The 19,633-nt window shown below is 43.0% G+C and carries 14 protein-coding genes; 2 read left to right on the forward strand and 12 right to left on the reverse strand.

What is annotated here, in order from left to right; genetic code table 11:
* Nucleotides 1-15: 15 nt before the first annotated feature.
* From KAI37_RS18200 to KAI37_RS18245, 10 genes are all read right to left on the reverse strand, one after another.
* Nucleotides 16-1,230, reverse strand: coding sequence for a Shedu immune nuclease family protein (locus tag KAI37_RS18200; protein ID WP_220029952.1), 1,215 nt, complete (start codon nucleotides 1,228-1,230; stop codon nucleotides 16-18).
* Between the two features lie 313 nt (nucleotides 1,231-1,543).
* A complete protein-coding gene (locus KAI37_RS18205; RefSeq protein ID WP_220029953.1) occupies nucleotides 1,544-2,062 on the reverse strand; it encodes a hypothetical protein in 519 nt (172 codons plus the stop codon).
* A 597-nt stretch (nucleotides 2,063-2,659) separates the two neighbouring features.
* Complete coding sequence (locus KAI37_RS18210) at nucleotides 2,660-3,040, reverse strand: immunity 22 family protein (protein ID WP_220029954.1); 381 nt, start codon at nucleotides 3,038-3,040, stop codon at nucleotides 2,660-2,662.
* Between the two features lie 155 nt (nucleotides 3,041-3,195).
* Nucleotides 3,196-5,259, reverse strand: a complete 2,064-nt coding sequence (locus KAI37_RS18215) for a methyl-accepting chemotaxis protein (protein WP_220029955.1) — start codon at nucleotides 5,257-5,259, stop codon at nucleotides 3,196-3,198.
* A gap of 284 nt (nucleotides 5,260-5,543) precedes the next feature.
* Complete coding sequence (locus KAI37_RS18220) at nucleotides 5,544-6,083, reverse strand: CueP family metal-binding protein (protein WP_220029956.1); 540 nt, start codon at nucleotides 6,081-6,083, stop codon at nucleotides 5,544-5,546.
* Between the two features lie 227 nt (nucleotides 6,084-6,310).
* Nucleotides 6,311-8,698: a polyprenyl synthetase family protein gene (locus KAI37_RS18225; protein WP_220029957.1), complete on the reverse strand. Its 2,388-nt coding sequence runs from the start codon at nucleotides 8,696-8,698 to the stop codon at nucleotides 6,311-6,313.
* A gap of 220 nt (nucleotides 8,699-8,918) precedes the next feature.
* Nucleotides 8,919-9,839 (reverse strand): hypothetical protein, encoded by a 921-nt coding sequence (locus KAI37_RS18230; RefSeq protein ID WP_071642055.1) that lies wholly within the window; start codon nucleotides 9,837-9,839, stop codon nucleotides 8,919-8,921.
* Between the two features lie 161 nt (nucleotides 9,840-10,000).
* The gene (locus KAI37_RS18235) at nucleotides 10,001-10,954 is read right to left on the reverse strand and encodes an ADP-ribosylglycohydrolase family protein (RefSeq protein ID WP_071644345.1); all 954 of its coding nucleotides are present in this window, start codon (nucleotides 10,952-10,954) and stop codon (nucleotides 10,001-10,003) included.
* Between the two features lie 81 nt (nucleotides 10,955-11,035).
* Entirely contained in the window at nucleotides 11,036-12,124 is a 1,089-nt protein-coding gene (locus KAI37_RS18240; protein ID WP_258382997.1) for a hypothetical protein, read from the reverse strand.
* On the reverse strand, nucleotides 12,124-13,116 hold the full coding sequence (locus KAI37_RS18245; RefSeq protein ID WP_220029958.1) for a hypothetical protein: 993 nt from the start codon (nucleotides 13,114-13,116) through the stop codon (nucleotides 12,124-12,126). Before KAI37_RS18245 ends, KAI37_RS18240 begins: the two co-directional genes overlap by 1 nt.
* Nucleotides 13,117-13,327: 211 nt before the next feature.
* On the opposite strand from KAI37_RS18245, the gene KAI37_RS18250 reads away from it, so the two are divergent.
* A complete protein-coding gene (locus KAI37_RS18250) occupies nucleotides 13,328-13,978 on the forward strand; it encodes a hypothetical protein (protein ID WP_220029959.1) in 651 nt (216 codons plus the stop codon).
* Nucleotides 13,979-14,010: 32 nt separating this feature from the next.
* Nucleotides 14,011-14,580: a DUF1697 domain-containing protein gene (locus KAI37_RS18255; protein WP_220029960.1), complete on the forward strand. Its 570-nt coding sequence runs from the start codon at nucleotides 14,011-14,013 to the stop codon at nucleotides 14,578-14,580.
* Nucleotides 14,581-14,694: 114 nt separating this feature from the next.
* Here the strand turns inward: KAI37_RS18255 and KAI37_RS18260 are convergent, their stop codons facing one another.
* Nucleotides 14,695-16,440 (reverse strand): methyl-accepting chemotaxis protein, encoded by a 1,746-nt coding sequence (locus KAI37_RS18260; RefSeq protein ID WP_220029961.1) that lies wholly within the window; start codon nucleotides 16,438-16,440, stop codon nucleotides 14,695-14,697.
* A 383-nt stretch (nucleotides 16,441-16,823) separates the two neighbouring features.
* The gene (locus KAI37_RS18265; protein WP_220029962.1) at nucleotides 16,824-19,616 is read right to left on the reverse strand and encodes an alpha-mannosidase; all 2,793 of its coding nucleotides are present in this window, start codon (nucleotides 19,614-19,616) and stop codon (nucleotides 16,824-16,826) included.
* Nucleotides 19,617-19,633: the final 17 nt, after the last annotated feature.

The following is a 19,633-nucleotide window of genomic DNA, read 5'->3' on the forward strand; positions in this document are numbered from 1 at the left end:
TGTTATACGACGGAATCACTTCTTGAATGGGTTTTCGGCAATTTGACTTTGAAATTTTTCAATAATTCTTTCTAATCTTCTAATAAGATCATCATATGTAACAATGTCCATCACATTTTTATACTTTCGTTTAATAACTTCTAAATCTCGAAGTTGTTCAATCCCAAGATCTTCTTCTCTTCCAAGAATTAATATAGCATTAGGATTTGTTATGTTAATCTTGAAACCATCCGGAAGCAAATCCTTATATTTATCTGTTAGCTTCAATTCACCTTGTCTACCCGACTTGTTTAAATGAAACAGATACTTTTCTACTTGCATGATAGTACCCGAGAGTTCTCTAACAGGGACATAATTGTCTCTATATGTTCTTGTCGAAATTAAAGCATTAGAATTAGGTTTTTTTATTTCAACCACATCAACATTTCCATTTGAGTCAACTAGCATATAATCTAATCTTCTTTCTTTCGAATCGTAATCGTCGTAGACGATTACTTCTTTGAATACTGTGATATATTTAGGATAAATCAATATTAAAACATCAATAATTTCGTTTTGCCAGTCTGATTCAGAATAGCCTTTTTCATTTTTCAGCATATCTTTAAGACGATTCAGCACTATCCGATACTTCATTATTTCATATTCAGCAAATGAAGCACTTAAGCTAGACCTAGCACTATTAGCAACTGACTTTTTAGACATGTAGGAATTATAGTCCGATACAAAATCTCGTTTCATATCTACATATTCCTTTAATATATGGCTAATCCTTGCATTCGAATATTTCCGTAGTTCAGTGGATTTGGGGAATATCTCTAATATTTTCTTGAATTCTTCTATAGGTAAATCCGACTCTTTTGGTCCAATTGACAAATCCCCTTCTATCACATCAAAAACCCTTTTGAAAATAGATATATTATTCCATGTCTTAAATATATTTAGTTGGAATTTTATACTTTTATGGATCAATAACTCCTTCTCTATCCCAATTGCAGTTTTCTTGACTCTAAAATAGTCGCCTTCTAACTTTGCAAAAGAAAATTGTGCCTCTTCTATTATAGTAAATTCTTCTGAACCGATCTCCTTATATAAATCATTCTTTTCGAAGTAAAAGGTTTTATGTATAGCTATCTCCTTGTTATCTTCAAATTTCTTCGCTATCCAATATCCCCCATCCCTTGGTGTGTATCGAATTATAATTTCATCCTCGATTTCTTCGAATCTAATCATAAAATCTCCTTAATAAACATTTTTTACCTTAAGATTAAATTAGTTCTCTATATTTAGCGCATAGTTTATATTTAATGGATTCTTAAACACGATTACATCTGTGTGTTATATATCTGCTATTTAGATTCTGTCGTATAACGTTCCTGTATTTACGACGCCTGGCGAATGCCAGGTGTGTCCAGCTGCCTCTGCTTCCCCGAAATCCCTCTGCCGGACCGAGGGCGTATGCCCGATGCGTGAATATTATGTTATACGTAGTTACTGTCTTCTTCGAGTTTTCTCACAAAAATCTTCCTCTAGAAAGTTAGTTCATCTATTGTTTACCTTCAAACCAATCAACTTCCCAATCATTCATACGCTTCACATATGAAAGGAGCATATGACCTGAAATAATATCTACTAATCTGCCTATAAAAAATTCATTCTTAATATCAGTTAAATGCTCTCTACAAATTTCTTCGATATGTTTTTCTTCAATAGAAACTTGATCATAATGAACAATAAATCTGTCGACACTTATCTTGATAGCATCTCTAATACTAATGCTAGGTATAAGTTCGCTATTTAAGTATGTATGAATTTCCTCTGAGGTCTTTGATAACCCCAATTTGTTCAAAAAAACTTGAACAGTATAATTGTTTTTATATCGACTGTTTTCAATAAATAAAGCTCTAACTTGAGTAAGTATTGACTCGTAAAAAGCAAAATACTCTATAGAGTCTTTATCAGATTTATATAATGCTGTTATTCTTGCTTTTAAGATTAATAGACTATCAGTCACTTTATTGAAATATTCATCAACTTCTTCAGGCTTTTTAAAGAAGGGTTCCATCTTAAAATCTCCTCGCTTCTATTTACAGTAATTACGTATAACGTCATATTCACGAACTTCGTGAATCCTGCACTTTGTTCCTGATTCCCGCACTTTCTGCGTTTCAATCCTCCTGCCCGCTCATCCGATCCAACGGACTTTGAATCCGCCCAATGTCCCGCCTGCTCACATGTGTATACCGCTCCGTCGTTCGCACACTCTGATGCCCCAGCAGTTCCTGAAAATAGCGAAGATCAATCTAAGCTTAACGTTCCGTCAGGTGGCGGCCTTTTCTCTGCTCTGGAAATAGCCAGTCTTCCGGCTGCTCCACCTCTTTGTACTGCTCGACCATCACAAAAGCCGCTTCTGAGAGCAGCGCTTGCCGATCCTTCCTGCTTCATCCGATAAAATAGGTAATCTTCATGCTCGCTTGTCTCCTTAGTATATCAGCCGTTCAAAAATTTGGAAATCTAATTTTGCACAAAAAAAGGGCCTTAAGATGGAAATTCACCTTAAGGCCCTGATTCTTTCGGATCAAATTATTGATCCTTTAAGTTCAATTTTCATTATCATAATTACTTGTAATGAGACTCCGAAGACAAAAGAATAGTGTAACCGTTAATCTTTTGAATAAGGATATGCGGCTAAAAAGCGTAGTTTCTCGCCATTTTTTTCAGATAAACCACTTGTATTACAATCATATATAAAGAACAACGAATTATATTTACCATCTATTTTGCTCAAATCATGTAATAGTGGAGATAAAAAAGAATCAACATAGGAAACATCTTTTATACCATCATCTGCCCCATCCATCAGAAAGACTCCTTCAGCAAAATCTTCGTCAAAATCATCTATTTCATGGTCATTTAAAAAACCGCTAAAAACATCCTCATTCTCATCTTCCGGGTATTTGATCTCAACATATTCAAACAACTCATCATCAGAGGCAAAGTGGCCGTACCAGACGGACACCATATTTTTTTCAAAGTAATTCATATCTTCACCCCGCTAATATTTCAGTTTATAGTATGGTCTATCTATATCACGCACCAGCTATCATGCCCTTTACCCTACAACAGCTGTTGAAGCTAAAAAGCCCGCGCTGGATGCGGGCTTTGCTGTATATTTAGTCAAAATCATGCCTAGACTTGTTACTCGACCTTGAACTGTTTTAATTCGTCTTGAAGCTTATTGGACAATTGGTTTAATTGTTTGGATAGCTCAGCAACCTGTTCGAAGCTCTCCAATTGTTCCTGCGTGCTGGCGCTAACCTCTTCGGTTGAAGCGGAATTCTCTTCGGTGGTGGAAGATATGATCTCCAGCGCCTGCAAAATCTCATCTTTGTGCTTGTGGACTTTGGAGGTGTTGGTGCTGATCTGGATCATTCGCAATTTCAAATCTTCCAAATCCTTGTTAATGCTAAAGAATACTTGCTTCGTGTCCTCCACCGATCTGGCATTTTCTTCTGCAATTTTCAGACCATGAACTGTATGCTCAACCGATACGCTGGTTTTTTCTTCAATCACACGTACCTTCTTGTAGATTTCCTGTGTCGCCAGTGCAGTCTGCTCAGCCAGCTTGCGAACCTCCCCGGCAACCACAGCAAACCCTTTACCCTGTTCTCCTGCACGTGCAGCTTCAATGGAAGCATTGAGCGCCAGCAGGTTGGTCTGCGTTGCAATTTGGTTAACCGTATCCACGATGCTGGAAATCTCATGACGGCTCAGATCAATCTCCTGAATAATAGACGACATCGCTTGTGTGGAATTGTGATTTTCTTCCGCCCATCTGGATAACTGATCTACTACCGCAAGCCCCTGTCCGCTTTGCTCAGCAGAGATTTGCACCATCGTTTCGATGGCTTTGGCATCATTGGCAATTTCGTCAATTTGGCCGGATAATGCTCCGGTTTTTTGTAAAATGTTATCCGTTTCAATAGATTGGTAGTTCGTTGCATTGGCAATTTCATTAATTGCTGTCGCAGTATCGTTCATCGTAATCGCCGTTCTGGAAGAAATGGATTGCAAATCATGAGAAGACTGATTCAACACTTGAGCTGAGCCACCCACCATTTGGAGCATGCCTTGAATTTTTTGAACCATATTGTAAATTCCTTGAGAAATTTGCCCGATTTCATTGTTGGATTGCGTATCAAACTGAACGGTCAAATCTCCATTTTCAATCAGCTTGATTTTTGCAAGCAATTTCGGGATTGATCTCAACAGATAACGGAGCGTTATATAACAAATCACAACGAGCAGGATGGTGGCTGCCGCAAAACCGCCAATGGTAAGCCAGGTAAAGGTTTTTAATTCTGTGAGCACCTCATCTTCAGAAATGGTTAAGCCTACAGACCACCCCGTATCTTTACTGGTTGCATACCCAATATAACGAGGTTCCCCATTATCATTAATTAGCTGTACTCCGGACTCACCAGCAATCATTTTCTTTCCAATCTCCCCAAGGTCACCTGTGCTTTCGTTAATCTTTTCTTTCAGCACTTTATTTTGATCGGGGTGATACAAAATATCACCTGTTTTGGACGCAAGAATCGAATAACCTGTGCTTCCAAGCGAATAGCTTTGCATAACGGCAGGGATGTCTTTGAAAGCAATATCAACTGCAGCAAATCCGATTAATTGGTTACTGCTATCTTTAATCGGATAGAAAATGCCCATGAGCACATTACCCGAATTGACGTCCTTATAGGGTTCTGAGTAGTATAAACCGTCTGCTTCAACAGCTGGCTTGAAGTATGGGCGTGTATGAATATCAAAATCCGGTTTAGAAGCAACACCATCATTCTGAAGAAAGAAGCCTTTACCAGATATTCCTGCAATCCAGGCGTCGGCAAAAGATGGCTCTGCCTTTACAATGGCTGCCAGAGTCGCTACTGTTTCCGCAGCATAAGGAGAAGTTTTCACCATTTCTGCCGATGGGGTGGTTTCTAAATATTGCTTAAAAAGATTATTCGTTGACATTTGTTTGACAAGTGATCCCTTTTCCTTAAACAACGCATCGAATTGAGTGACAACGGCCTGCGTCTTGGTCTGGAGCATGGCCTCTTGCTGCTTGACAAGTATGCTTTGCGTGCTTGCAAACATGAACGTCCCCAAGGTTGCAAAGACGACAACGATAATGACTAACAAGACCATGGCCAATGTGTTGGCGATGCTGGATGATCTAACTACGCGCTTCTTAATATTTTGTGACATGCTGCCATCTCCCCGAGGAATATTGAGCGAAAAGCTCTTAGATAATATGTCGGAAGTTTGCAGTTGTTTTAATAGGTTTTTAGTATACACAATTTAAAGTTTCGCTATCTGATTCCTCATAGATTCCCTCCCAACCTGTTCGGTAACTCCAGCAAAAGATTAGGGCAGCACAAAGAGCCTCCGTCAGACGTAGGCTCTTTACTAAAAGCTATATATGAGAACGCAGAGTTTTGCGGATTTAGAGCGTTTCAGCGATCCGTAAGCTCAACCCTCATCCTCCGTCGTTAACCCAACTGCATCGTTGTGATACACGTATCGTTTTTCTCATATGTAGAGAATTCAGTTTCAGCCGTTTTACCTTCATGATTCACGCTAATACGGTATGTTTTATCCCTCGGTAGCCATAGATCAATAAAACCATTGGATTGTGATTTCATGGCGGCATTCTCCATGATGACATTCCCTTCGGAGTCGTGAACGGTCACATTGAACGCTCCGTTTTTTATTTCGCCTTGGCAGCCTGTTAGACTATGAGTTGCACAAGGGTGGGTCTGTTCCACATATGGTGCAATCGAAACAAAAAACTCGTTGTCAGGCAAATCATAATTCACGGTCTGAGTATCGTCCCCTGTCACAATCAACTGACTGGAATTAATGGAAGCAGACTGGGCTGTTGCCTTGCCTGCACTGATATCATGCACCAATTGCTTGATGTCTGTCGTCTCGTGGTTTTCCACCCCTTCTTTCTGAATATTTCCTGCAATTAGGTATGTCCCCAATGCGGCAACAACCAACCCTGAAGCGACTAAGATTCCTTTTTTCATTTGGAGTTCATCTCCTCGTCTGTTTTGTATTATTATAAGGGAGAATGCACCATAATGGGAAAAATGGGGTGCTGAAGTCACCAGATATTCACATATCTGTGCTGTGATTCAGTCATATTTGTATAACATAGAGGATTACCGATGAGCGAAGGAGCATGAGCAGCTCTTCTGTCTCAACGTAAAAACACCCCATTACTCTTGTGGAGCAATGGGGTACACTCGTTTTTTTAACGGTCCCTGTTCACGACATAATGTATTAAGTGCTTCAGAAAAGCAATATTACGTGGAATTTCTTCCAATGCTTCCATCGCGAGGCAATAGTGTTCCCACATCTCTTTACTAGCACCTTCAAGACCAAGGATGGACACGAAATTCGAATTGTTATTATCAGAATCTTGGCCAACAGGTTTTCCGAGTAAGAGCATATCTCCTTCCACATCAAGCAAATCATCTTTAATCTGAAAAGCAATCCCCATATGATAGGCAAATTTCTTCAAAGCAGCAATTTCCGACTCCTTGACCTGTGCAAGCATGGCTGGCATAACCAGACAAGCCTCAAACGCCACTCCTGTTTTGTAAAAGCACACCATATTCAGCTGCTCCAAGGTCAGTGCCTTTCCTTTGGAATCCAGATCCATCGCCTGACCCATACACATATCCTCTGCCTTACGGGCCGAGTATTGTATCAAAGCAAGCACCGTTTCAGCATTGAACTGGTCAAGTGACGATTGTTCCCCAATCGCCTTCTGGATCAGAAACAGACCGGTTAATTCTGCGGTAGCGCTATTGTGCACCTGATGCAAGGTCTGACGCCCTCTACGGGTAGACGCATTATCCTGGGAAGGAAGATCATCAAAGATCAGGGAGGCTGTATGCATATACTCCAGTGATCTCAGAAGCGGCACGATTGCCGATGCATCTAATCCATATTCGTTCACGCCCATGACCCAAGTCAATATAGGCCGTATCCGCTTCCCGTCCCCTTCGAGACTGTAATTTGCAGCCTCAATAAGCCGTTCTTTCATGACCGGAATCCCTTGAGGCTTGGTAATTTTCAATTGGTTGTTAATCTGCTCACGAACCATTTTGACCGTATTAAAAAAGTCTTCCTTTTCCCTCGCATCGTTTTTCAGATGGGTAATCATCTGGTCCCGAAGCAGCTTATCTAAGAAATCTACATCATCCGCTTTTTGTACCATCTTCTGAATAAGATTATTAAATTCCGGATTTCTGGATGCAAAGATCCCCATCGTTTCATTATACTTTTCAATACCTACACGTTCTTTATAACGTTTGAGTCCATTCATTGCACGATCCAGTATCACCTCACGAGCCATGGCATCGGAGTCATATACGTTATGGATCAAATAGGAAATAACCGCCCAGTATAATTCAAAGGGATTGATAAGATCCGATCTCTGATGATGATATTTTAAATAGTAGGTATAGGGTGTTACCGCACCGTCTCTCATATCGTCAACCATATCCGCAAAATCATCAGCAAGCTGGTTATAGATACCATAAAAGAATGTTCGTTGCTCAAAACCCTCATCCGCAGGAGCACTAATCACGGAACGGACAATCAATCGGGACGAAGAAGACTTCAAAATCACGGGTATATAAAGCTCTTCATTGGTATAAGTAGCTCGCGTTAGGTCCTTAACACGGTCAATATCTTGAGCATGAAAAAAGACATAGGACTGCTCGAAAAAGGTTTGCTGTGTGTCTGGCCGCTGATGTTCCTTAATATACTCAAATGCATCCGAGAGCTCCGAATGTATGTATTGAATCAACTCCATATGATTTCCGGTCCAATCGCCCAACTCAGGCACAGATCCACTAAGAAGCGCGGCACGTATCATACGGGAATATTGTTCTTTCTCTTGAACGGTCAAAACCTGGGAATCGAGAAGATCATCAATGAAAGGATAGGTTAGACCATAGGAGTACCCAAGCCTGATGGCTTCATCAAGTCTGCGAGCACGTTCCACAGGCAACACTGTATCGTCCATTTCTTCCATCACATGCAGAATAACCCCGATAATGATCTTAATCAGTTTGCGCTGGGCTTGCTCGGCATCCATCTCCTTGGGAATATGGGAGGATACGGACCTAAGTTTGTTGATCACCCAAATTATCGCGGTTTCTATACCTTCCCTCTGGGCCCACCGATACACCCCGGCCAAATTCATAAATTCCGGTTGGTCTCCCCCGTTTGCACTGGTGGATTGGATCAAGTGTTTTTTTACGTCTGCAATGACACGCTGAATCCGGGTATGTGTGTCAGGAGAATCCAGAGCTTTGCCTAGGTCCCTCATATAAATATAGGAGACACTTCGGTCCAGATAATCATCCAATTTGCCTGTATAATTCAGCCATTGAATGTATCTATTATAGTCCCAAGTATCAGGTTTTCTCTTTCTCCGTGAAAAAAAGGATAACCATGAGGAATGTTGAAGATGATTTTTTTTCCACTTTTGAATGTCTTCTGTCAGGGTAGTCACATAAGATTTGTCTAAGACCTGATCATACAATAATGCAAAATACTGGATCGCCTTCCGCTCAGCCAGCTGATATCCTGTATTGGCTTGTAATTTTTCATTCATATGGTGCATTACCTCAACTTCTCATTTTGTTAAACATGGTTGTATTTCTCCCTGAGGGAACGAACTTGGATCATGTTTTTATCTTTATACGGAAAAAAAACTGTAAGGTTACGAAATTATCATGCTGCTTATCGATACCCCCTCTTTGGCAATATCCATGAATTTAAAACAAGAATATAGGCTCAAATTACTTTCAATCAACAAAAAAGCCCACGTCTGACGTGGGTTTTTACGCTAACTCTTCAACAGCCACCTGGTACAGCAGAGAACCTTCACGGAGCAGCAGGCGGTTTTTTCTAAAATCCTGTTCGTGCGGCTGAAGAAACTCTTGATCGTCATTTAAAAAACGGATGTTTTGCCCTTTGCTCAAACTACCTGGCTTCACATTCTTTTTCAGGACATATTGTCCATCCTTTCCATATCCGCCGTCGAATAAAAAGTGATATCCATCTGTAGCCACCCCGGAGCAGCCGGAAATCCTCGGATTCATAAACGTAATATTCGTACGGTCGCTACCGGAAATGCACCCTAATGAAAAGTCTGAATAGTAATAAAACCAGATTTCCTGTTCGCTAACCACGTTCAAAGCATAGCAATCATGAATGTCTGCCGCTTGGTTCTCATATATTTTGTGTCCCTCTTTATTCCAGGCGACAAGGCCGGAGGACCCCACAGGCTCATTCCAACCATAATTCCCGAATATACCTTCGTCAAAATAACTGGTCCAGATCGTACCTTCTTCTGTAACCTGAACACTCTGGATACCGTCTCCAAGCAGTAGTTCATTCACGGTACGACCTTCATAATCAATAATTTTACCATTTAGATCGTATTGACCAGGTCCGTAATAATGGCACCGTGCTCCGACGAGTAACAAATGATTTTTTAGAGGCTGTACATAATGATAGTTGAACTGCTGCGCCTCCACACACACTTCTTCGATGTGATCGTCTAGGATGAGTACCTTGTAAGTATGTCTGTCTTTCAATGAGGCAGGCGTGAACATTCCCCGCACTCGTTCTGGGACTTTATCAATCAGCAAAATATACACGCGCCCATCAGGGCCAAATTGGGTCGAAACGATCTCAAATCCTTTCATATCGTTGGAAATATCAACAAATGAATGAAGCTGTTTATGTGGATGTGACAAGGTAATTCCTCCTCTGAAAGGTCAATAAAATGAAGTGTTATTTGTATTGAACTCATTTTGTCATAACGGCATGTTGCTGAGTAGGGCGGAAGTATGGCGATATAGCAAACAAAAAAACAAGCTGGGTTCTGCTTCATAAGAAAAGCAGCCCAGCTTGACCTTTATAGATGTTCCCCTTGGAGCGTTTGGTCCTTCTCGACCTTATGCCATAAAGCCTCAGCCAGTTCATCGATCGTCTCCTTCATCGCCAGCTTCTCGCGCCAACGACTCGGGATACCGCTTAGCCCGTAATAAGCCCCTGCAATCTGGCCGTACACTGCCCCGGTCGTATCTGCGTCATCCCCCAGATTTACCGCCAGCAGTGCCCCCTCTTCAAATGAAGCCGAATGGTAAAATGCCCATAGCGCAGCCTCAAGGGAACGAATAACATAACCGCTTCCTTGGATTTCAGGCGGCTCCTTATGCTTGTAAGATCCCTGAATGATTTCTTCAATGGCTGCCGAATAAGCGGGCTCGTCCTGCCGCCACTTATAACAGACATCCACCGATAACATGGATTCTTTGTCCGCTCCCCGCAAACCTGCCACAAGGATTGAAGCAAGCACGGCACAGGCCTCCACACTTTCGACTGCTCCATGGGTGGTTCGCGAGCTCAGCTCGGCGTACATCACGGCCTCTTCTGGACGGTTCGCATAAGCCATGGCAACAGGTGCAAGCCTCATGATCGAGCCATTACCAGCAGTCATGGGGTCAACGGACCCACTGTACGGATCTCCGGTAGCTTCGAAGCGATGCAGTGCTGCTCTCGTTGCACCACCAATATCAAAGCACGTTCCTGTGCTGCTCATATATCCCAAGTGGTACCAATTGGTGTATCGGCGCATTTGATCTGCCGGATCAAAGCCATCTTTTCGCACCATACTCTCGGCCAAGCAGAGCGCCATCGACGTATCGTCCGTCCACTGGCCCGGCTTTAACCCAAAGACACCGCCGCCCACGATATCCGTTACAGGTTCAAATGTACCTGGACTGCTGAATTCCACAGTGGTTCCCAAAGCATCACCCACTGCCAGCCCAACCAGGCATCCCAAAAAACGATCCTTGATAAGTGCCATTTTGGTTTTACGCCCCTTTTCAAATGTAATAACTAATGCATATTTTCCCATCTCGCCAGGAAGGAAGCCCGACACTGCCATTTATTCGTAGCTTAAGGCTTTACAACGGCTATCCGCTTTCAATTCAATAAAAATTCCTGCCTCTTGATGGTAAACGAGTGGAAACCGCTCCGTATCTACATATTCCCGCACACCGCTTGAAAGCCGCCATACCTGAAGCGGGACTCCTTTTCCCCATAAGAATAATTGGTCACCGCAAATGGCCATATCCGCTTGGGGGTAAGGAAAAGTCCCGTCTACAAGTGGCTTACAATTTAGGGAGGGGATCGCTGGAAGCACACGCCGGTACCCGGTCTGGGTCATATCGAATAGGACAACAGCCGGTTCAACTCCTTCCTCTCCCCAATCTTCCTCCTCCAGCAAATCGGCATCCATCTGTCCCCAAACCGCCAATGTGTCGGGTCCTGTCCAGTACACCGGCCCATCCCAATCTATGGTTTGCCAAAGATGGCGAACTGACGGACCATTCTCCGATTCCCATGGGTTCATCAGCCAATCGGATAAGGACCAAGTTCGGACCACTCCTAATGGAGCCCATCCCCATCCCGTATCCGCAATCCACTTTCCCCCTGGTGAAATCAGCAGCCTCCCATGAAAATAATCTAGATAGTGCTCATTTTTGCTTTCGCTGTTATAAACAGGAGTAGGTCTTGCTGTCAAAAGCATGCCTGTTTCTACATCCGTCAGATCAAGCCGGTTCCATTCCGTCCCATGGACAAGAATGCATGCACCGTCTTGGTGTACAAATGCCAGGGGAAACATACTTTTATCGTAGTGATATTCGTCCCGCGATAGTTGCATTTTTTCTTGAGCATGGACTAAATCATACACTGCCGCATGCCGTCCAAAACGATTGGAGATAGCTACGTATCTGCCGTCAGAACTGGTAACCATTTGGACAGGTTGCATGGGATTAAAATCAGGAATACAAATACGTGTGCACAATTCTGCGCTGCCTGAGCGAAGTTCTAGTCTCCACAGTTCTGCTTGTGTGTTTAGTGCCAGCAGGGTTATGCTTTCCTGAGAGTCGCCCTTTAGTGGATGAATGGCTGTAAGGCGTCCGATAGACGGTGGTAAATCAGGTAAAGAAACGTGATGGAATGGCATCATTAAACCCCTTTTATTCTTGATAAATAATAATCTATACCCACATTTGTGAAGCTGGATTTATCGATAAAAAATCTGATTTCAAGCAATGCAGTCAATACTTTCATAAAAACTCCCGGTTTTTTCTTGCAAAACAACTTAAGATATGTAATTTCGCTAGGATCACTTTTGAGAACAAAATAGGAATAATTCATCAAGATCAAATGGGAGATGAACTGCTCTGTTGGAGATTGATGCTCATTGATACAGTCTATCAGCACCTCTAATACCCCATTTTTATTAGATTTGTAGGCTTGCATAAACATCGTTGCTTCTACAAACGGCTTGTTGAAATCATCGAATGGAAAATCATATACATCATGACTACCCAGCATAAAGTTGACCCATTGGCCTTGTAAAAATTTTATTTTTTCCAGTGCTGCTTGTGTATCCATATCCATCCTACTTTTGTTAATATGCTCATGCAAAATGTTAATAAGAATGTGCAGATCATAATATTGTGCGTCTTCCATTCTGTACATAATCCTATTATTTTCAATCGTTAGACGATCATAAATGTCGTCACCTAAACCCAGTTCAAATAAGAGATGGTGAAGGAAAAATAGTCTGTCCTGAGTAAGCGAGAATTCATTTCCTCTCTCTCTTAGATGTGAAACTTGATATTGATAATAAAAACAAAATAAGTTTTTTCTCCTATAAGCAACATCTTTATGTATATCAAAAACATTAAAAATGAACGAAAGCAATCGAATTAGGCGTTCAGTATCCCGTTCGCTTCGAATGATATCATCCATTTTTGTAAATATCGACCTGTCAAACAGATCATGCCATCGCACTAGAGAAACATAATCCTGTTCGTTTATATTCAGGGTTAATATTCTTAAATTTTGCTCTTGATCGGGATAAGAATAAAATAGATATTCATGACTTAAATCAGAAATACGCTCATTAAAATAAGCTCTTAATTTGTAATCGTATATTTTAGAAAATGACATGCTTATCCTCCTTACAAGTAAGCCTGAGCATACTAAACTAAGTACAAAACATTTTCGAACTCCTATATTGTAAAATTAATCTGGATAGACTGGCAAGGCGGCACAATTACAGAAACATATGTTCTCCATGTCTATATTATGATATCTTTACGATAGAAGTAAACCGTGATGTCAAAGGTCATAGCCTACAATTAGAAAGGAATGAACACCTATGAAACAGTTAAGCGAAGCTTTGGCCCGTTTTGTACAACAGCAAAACTTATATAATGATGCCTACGGGCTGTTCCAAAACCACGACATCCAGCCCCGGATGGAGAACCTAACAGATTGCTGGGACAGACGGATTCCCGTATCCCCTGAGCTTGAGTACCTGTATAGCCATTATGAAATGATCGATGCTAAGGCAGCGGGAACACACAAATTAAAAAATGCAGCAGTTGAAATCGGGGATGCCGCGGTTCTCTTTTTTGCCGCACCAGAACATCTGTATCGCCAACAACTAGGCTATCGCTGGATTACATCTGGTGAGTTTGTCCAAGAATCTTCTTCGTGGCCGCCCCATCATGTCGTGATTGCCAATTTTAATGACGATCCAGTCATTGTCGATACTAGCGCTCTCGGTTCCCCTGTATATGCTGCTTTTGAAGGTGGGGCAGCGCAGCAGGTTGCCGACTCTTTAGCTAACTTCTTTACGGCTCTTTCCATCCTGATCGAAGGTGCCTGTACCTTTAAGGGAGAATTGAAAGATGAGGACACCTACGAAACCAAAGCAGAATATATCGAGCACGTAAAACCATTGCTGCATCCGCTGTTGAGCGAAAATCAAACCACGTATTTAATGGAATACCTATCCCTTTGTTAGAAATCCTTTTTTTGAAGAGAGGTGAAGCTTATATGATCTATATCGCATTACTGCGGGGCATCAATGTTGGCGGCAACAACAAGATCGAGATGAAGAAGCTCAAGCAAACGTTTGAAAATGCAGGTATGGGGCATGTGACGACTTACATTAATTCTGGAAACATTATTTTTTCTAGTCAGACCCAGTCTAACCAGGAGCTTTCACTCATATTGGAACAGGCGATTCTGGAGGATTTTAGCTTACCCATCCGTGTCATCGTTCGTAATATGAAAGAGATTCAGAGCATTATGGAGGCACTGCCGAATGAATGGTCTAATGATACACAGATGAAAAGTGATGTAATGTTTCTGTGGGATGAAATTAACGATATTTCCGTTCTGGATAAGCTTCCTTTGAAACCGGGAATAGGCCATGTAATATATACGACCGGGGCCGTTCTGTATTCTGTCAGCAAAGAACAAGTCACAAAAAGCGGGTTAACGAAATTAGTCGGCACCAAGCTGTATCAGCAAATGACGGTACGGAATGTGAACACAACACGGCAGATCTATAAGCTGATGCAAACGACTGAACAGGAGGAGTTGCAGGACACGAGTTCCTGACTGTAGTCCAAAATCAATCTTGGAAGAGTAAACTTAAAAAAGGAGCCTTTTTAGGGCTCCTCAACTGTTTTTCTTCGATGTAATGTTTTCCCTAGTCTTTGTGTATTGCCCTCGTTAAATTTTAAAACCTTCGACCAGTTCATTCAGTCGGGCCGCGCTTTCCTTCACCTGATCAGACTGGTGTGCCACTTCAAGAGATTTCTCCGTCGATGAAACCATATTCTCTGCAATGTGCTGAGTGGATATAGCGGACTGTTCGCTGGCTGTTGCAATCTCATGAATCGCTCTAACCATGGTTTGGATGGTTGCATTCACCTGCTTAGAGGTGGCGTTCAAATCATTGACCGTGTTTGTGTGCTCCACGGCATCATTGTAATATTGTCCTGCTGTGTCCTCAAGCAGCTGATAATCCTTGCCCACCTGGGCTTGCAGGAAGTGTAGTAATTCTTCGGCATTAGTAGTTAAATTCTCTACAGATTGCACAACTTCTTGAGTAACACTCTGAATTTGGTCTACCGCGTGTTTGGAGCCGTCTGCCAACTTGCGAATCTCGTTAGCCACAACCGCAAACCCTCGACCTGACTCACCCGCACGAGCCGCTTCAATGGATGCATTTAGAGCCAGCAAGTTGGTTTGTGCCGTGATTTCTAAGATAGACTGAGAAAGTAAACGAATTTGGCCTACCGCCTTGGCTCGTTCTAGCGCTTCCTTCATCTTTTCATTGGCCTTCCGGTAAATCTCCTTGGCCGCTTTATTGGATTCACTAGCCGCGTGCTTCAATGTTTCGGCTTTTACACTTGTATCATTGGCAGACTGAGCTCTTTCTTGAGTTTTAACCGAAATGTACTCTGCTGCCCGCTGCATTTCTTCCGCAGAATGATTCATGTTCTCGGTGTATGCCGAAGTCTCTTCCATAGCTGCTGACAGCTGTTCGACCGTGGCAGATACATCTCTAATCCGCTCATTGAGATCTGTCATATTATAATTCGTCTGATCACTCAGTTGGTTAATTTGGCGTGACTCATTGATAACCCCCGTAATGACCATTGAGGTTGAATCTGTCATTTGTTGAATAGCACGCGCAATCACAGCGATCTCATTATTTCCTTTGAGCAAGGCAGGATCAAGTGCTGCCGTTAAATTTCCTTGGGTAATCTCCTCACAGTATTTCGTAATTGTACTCATCCGAAAACGGATATTTCGAATGGCCGCAAAGGAGATGGTGATAAGAATAGCCAGCACGAGGGCCAGAACTGTGATCAAAACAATTGTACGCATTTTAATCTCATTTTGCGTATTTTGATATAAGTTGGCGGATTGCTCATTGTTATAATCTGAAATCGTAGTCAACATCGTAACAATTGCCGTACTGGATTTATTAATCCGGCCTCTCTCTTCCGTGTCATACGTTCCGCTATTTTTTTTGACTGCCATGATTTGCTCAATATCCTGATAATATGTGTCTATACTCCCCCGTAGTTCCTCGTACAATTTCTGTTCCTTAGCATCCAAATTCCTTTGTGAGAATTCATTTAGTCCGGTTGTAACGCTATCTTTTCCTTTCTGCACCTGCTTATACTGTTTATCTGTGTACTCCTTATTGTCGAGTATTTTTGTATAATTAGCCCGCATATTATAGAAATCACTTTTGACTTCAAGAATATTCGTTTGGTGTTGAAAGCGATCCACATACAAAATACCTTGACCCTCTTTAGCTTGATACATACCAATAACCCCTACCAACGATACAATGAGTAAACCCACTAAGCTGATTACAATCATGGAGATCATCGTTGTCGTAACCTTTAAATCTCTAAAACCTTTTCCTTTTTTAGTCCTGTCTGATAGCTTGTTACTCATCCAAACCCCTCCAGATCGTCTATGGATAATAGTTCACGCTGCTCTCAACTTTCACGAGTTTCCGCTCGGTCTCCTTGACATTGCCCTCCAAACAACACAATGAAGCAGATCACAGAACGTGATGATATATATATTTATATATATCGGTAGAAAGCGCTTAAATTTATAAGTAAGATAACAGTGATGCAAAAATAAAGAATACTCTGATAGCCAAATTCATATGCGGACTTGCTATGTAACTCAAAACTTTAGATACTCATGGGCTTAAAGAATTTGCTAAACCTATCTACTATTTACTTTTAGCCATATGATAACAAGCCCCGATGATAAGTTATTCCATCGGGGTATATTATCATATGGCTATGGCCTTCTTCTCTTTATTGTTAAGTGTTCAATTTAAAACCTAGTGTGATAATTTCATGCGGCTTTACAGACTGAAGTAACTCATTAGAAGAATCCATTACGATGTCTTTTCCTTGTTCTTCGAGGATATTACTTCTATAAAAATCGTACTGCTGCGGCCGGGGCTTGATAATTAATTCGGCTATACTATGACTCATATTGTACCAGCGTAACAGCACATCCCCCGACAGCTCATTCATTTTCATAGAGGAAAAGGCAAGCTCCGTGCTTTTCCAATCAAACGGCGCATAATCTGGAGCAACTGTACCCGCATGAAGCCCCGTTTGTTTTACGATCCAAGGAATTTGATATTGATAGGCTTCTGTATACGCGCCGGACTGAATACCGTTGCCATCATGTGGAATGATTTCCAGAAGGGCGGTATGCTCACCTGGACATTGCGCTTCCGGCGTCGGGAACCATCCCCAATCACCCAGCTCGCCAACTGAGCGAAGCAGCGTTACTGCAATCGTGTTACGTCCATCACGCAGCACTTCATATTCATTCAACCCGAGATTGGCCACGGTCAGACCGGTTTGTTCCCCGCTTACATCCACAAACGCCTGCTGATGCTGTGTGTTGCTTGGGTTTTCCCACTCAGGTGAGGGTTCATTGTCCCGGATTGCAATTTCAAACATGGAGTCCACCCGATGCTCACCAGAGTCTAGATCTGTCGGAAACAGCGCGCGTAGTCGGTGGTCCTTGGCTTGGTTGTTGAAGGTGGTTTCCATGGAAACCCCCCTGCTGTTCCGAGATAAAGAAATGACAGTCCGTATCGTCAGCGGAACGGTCTGTCGGGAGCGCTGAGCCTGACGATACGGGTAATAAACCAGCTCTCGCTGCTCCTGCCCCAGCGTTTCATCCGCAGAGGCCGGTATTTCCCAATGATGGATAATCTCCATGGATGCCAGATAAGGTGTATCTTCAAGCACACGGATGTCAGCGATCACATCTTCGGTGGTCAGCGCCTGCTCTCCCTCGGGCTGTCTGAACATATACTCGTTGCCGATATCACCAACATTTTCATATACGCCAAGGTCTTTGTAGCTGCGGCCTGTACGCTTATCCGTCAGGGTAAAAGAGCCGTTATCCGCAATTTCGACGTGAAGCAGATCATTTTCCATACTTCGACTGCCTTGAAGAAGTGAAGAGGAGTCAGTCTCGACATTGCTTCTCAGCCAAGCATAGGTTTTTAAGCCTAGCAGGGGCACACGTTCTACCTCAAAGGTAAGGCGAACCCGACGAGACATGTAAGGCTGGCGGAATCGGTCATCCGGCAAATCATAACCGAACTGTAGCCCGAGGTCCTCCACCTTGCATGCCACCGGACACCCTTCACTGTCCACCAGTACGCGCCCGGAAAGATCCACTTTCTTCGCTCGATGAGAGGCCTCCTCAAGCGTGTATCCTTCACGGAAGTATAGACGCACCACTTCCAGTTCTGCCGACACTATACCACTGCGTTCCCAGCCTGACGTATTAAAAATCACGAGTGGCAACGCATCTTCTCCAAAGCGACTGAAGCCCGTCGTATCCACTGCTTGCGCAATGACCTCAATGCTTTCATCCACAATGCTCTCGGCTACATGACGGCTCTTATCAAACCGGGTCACCATCTCACGGTGCACCTCGTCCACACTACAACCGCAAATACTGTCATGCGGATGGTTCTGCATCAGTGTTTTCCAGGCATAGGTGAACAAATGATGAGGGTAAGCCTGCCCCAACAGATGCGCAAAGGTTGCAAGCGGCTCAGCCACTTTTTCCAGCATCACTTGTCCCAACTGGTTCATCTGTTTCAAATACACCCGGGCAGAAGCCGTATTCACCAGCGTTCCCCAGCCGTCCGTGCGCTGACTGCGAAACTCTCCCTTCACTGACGAGAGCTGCCTTTGGGAAGCCCGTTTCAGAGAGGTCAGATAATCGTTGAAATTGGAATGAATAAACTCGATATCCGGATAAAGCTTCTGTGCCGTACGGATTGCTTCCGGTAAATCAAGCTGTAAAGGCTGATGATCGCATCCGTTCATAAACAGCAGCTCGCCAGTTGAAGCATATTTTTGCGCATCATCCAGTTTACGCTTCCAATAAACCTTGGCTTCCGCCTCATCTACCGGAACCTCATTGCCGTTGGAATACCAGTTGGCGAATAAAATACCGAGTACCTCCGATCCGTCTGGCCCCGTCCATAACAGTTCCGAAAAGGAGGACTCGTAGCCTCTATCCGACACTGTATTGTTAAACCCTGTGGGCTTTACGCCCCTTCCGAAGAAAACATTCGTAATCCCCGACTGTAGCATTAACTGCGGAGTCTGCCCAACCAGACCAAACGTATCGGGGAAGTATCCAATCTTGGACGGATTGCCGTAACGTTCGGCATCGCGGTGCCCAATCTGCATATTACGTACATTGGCTTCGCCGCTGGTCAGAAAAGCATCCTGCAAAATGTACCAGGGTCCGATAAAAATACGACCATTGCGAATATGCTGCTCCAGCCGTTCCTTATGCTCGGGGCGAACCTGTAGATAATCCTCCAGAATGATCGTCTGCCCGTCCAGATAAAAGCTTTTATAATCCGGGTCCTGCTCCAGTTTGTCCAGCAGAGAATCCATCAGGCTAATCAGGCGCATATGGTGCTTCTCATAAGGTAAATACCACTCCCGATCCCAGTGGGTATGCGAAATAATATGTGCTGTCGTCTTGCTATCCGTGTATGTGTCTACTTCCCTGCTTATCGCTTGATTGTTGGTTGATTCATCCCTTTGCTCGCTCATTGTATACCCCCTCACCG

Source organism: Paenibacillus sp. S25 (assembly GCF_019454085.1).
In the GTDB taxonomy this organism is placed as follows: domain Bacteria; phylum Bacillota; class Bacilli; order Paenibacillales; family Paenibacillaceae; genus Paenibacillus; species Paenibacillus polymyxa_B.

Coding starts and splice junctions, on each gene's coding strand:
- KAI37_RS18245 (WP_220029958.1), bottom strand. CDS start 13,116: ATGTCATTTTCTAAAATATACGATTACAAATTAAGAGCTTATTTTAAT.
- KAI37_RS18235 (WP_071644345.1), bottom strand. CDS start 10,954: ATGGCACTTATCAAGGATCGTTTTTTGGGATGCCTGGTTGGGCTGGCA.
- KAI37_RS18265 (WP_220029962.1), bottom strand. CDS start 19,616: ATGAGCGAGCAAAGGGATGAATCAACCAACAATCAAGCGATAAGCAGG.
- KAI37_RS18250 (WP_220029959.1), top strand. CDS start 13,328: ATGAAACAGTTAAGCGAAGCTTTGGCCCGTTTTGTACAACAGCAAAAC.
- KAI37_RS18240 (WP_258382997.1), bottom strand. CDS start 12,124: ATGATGCCATTCCATCACGTTTCTTTACCTGATTTACCACCGTCTATC.
- KAI37_RS18205 (WP_220029953.1), bottom strand. CDS start 2,062: ATGGAACCCTTCTTTAAAAAGCCTGAAGAAGTTGATGAATATTTCAAT.
- KAI37_RS18200 (WP_220029952.1), bottom strand. CDS start 1,230: ATGATTAGATTCGAAGAAATCGAGGATGAAATTATAATTCGATACACA.
- KAI37_RS18215 (WP_220029955.1), bottom strand. CDS start 5,259: ATGTCACAAAATATTAAGAAGCGCGTAGTTAGATCATCCAGCATCGCC.
- KAI37_RS18225 (WP_220029957.1), bottom strand. CDS start 8,698: ATGCACCATATGAATGAAAAATTACAAGCCAATACAGGATATCAGCTG.
- KAI37_RS18260 (WP_220029961.1), bottom strand. CDS start 16,440: ATGAGTAACAAGCTATCAGACAGGACTAAAAAAGGAAAAGGTTTTAGA.
- KAI37_RS18210 (WP_220029954.1), bottom strand. CDS start 3,040: ATGAATTACTTTGAAAAAAATATGGTGTCCGTCTGGTACGGCCACTTT.
- KAI37_RS18220 (WP_220029956.1), bottom strand. CDS start 6,083: ATGAAAAAAGGAATCTTAGTCGCTTCAGGGTTGGTTGTTGCCGCATTG.
- KAI37_RS18255 (WP_220029960.1), top strand. CDS start 14,011: ATGATCTATATCGCATTACTGCGGGGCATCAATGTTGGCGGCAACAAC.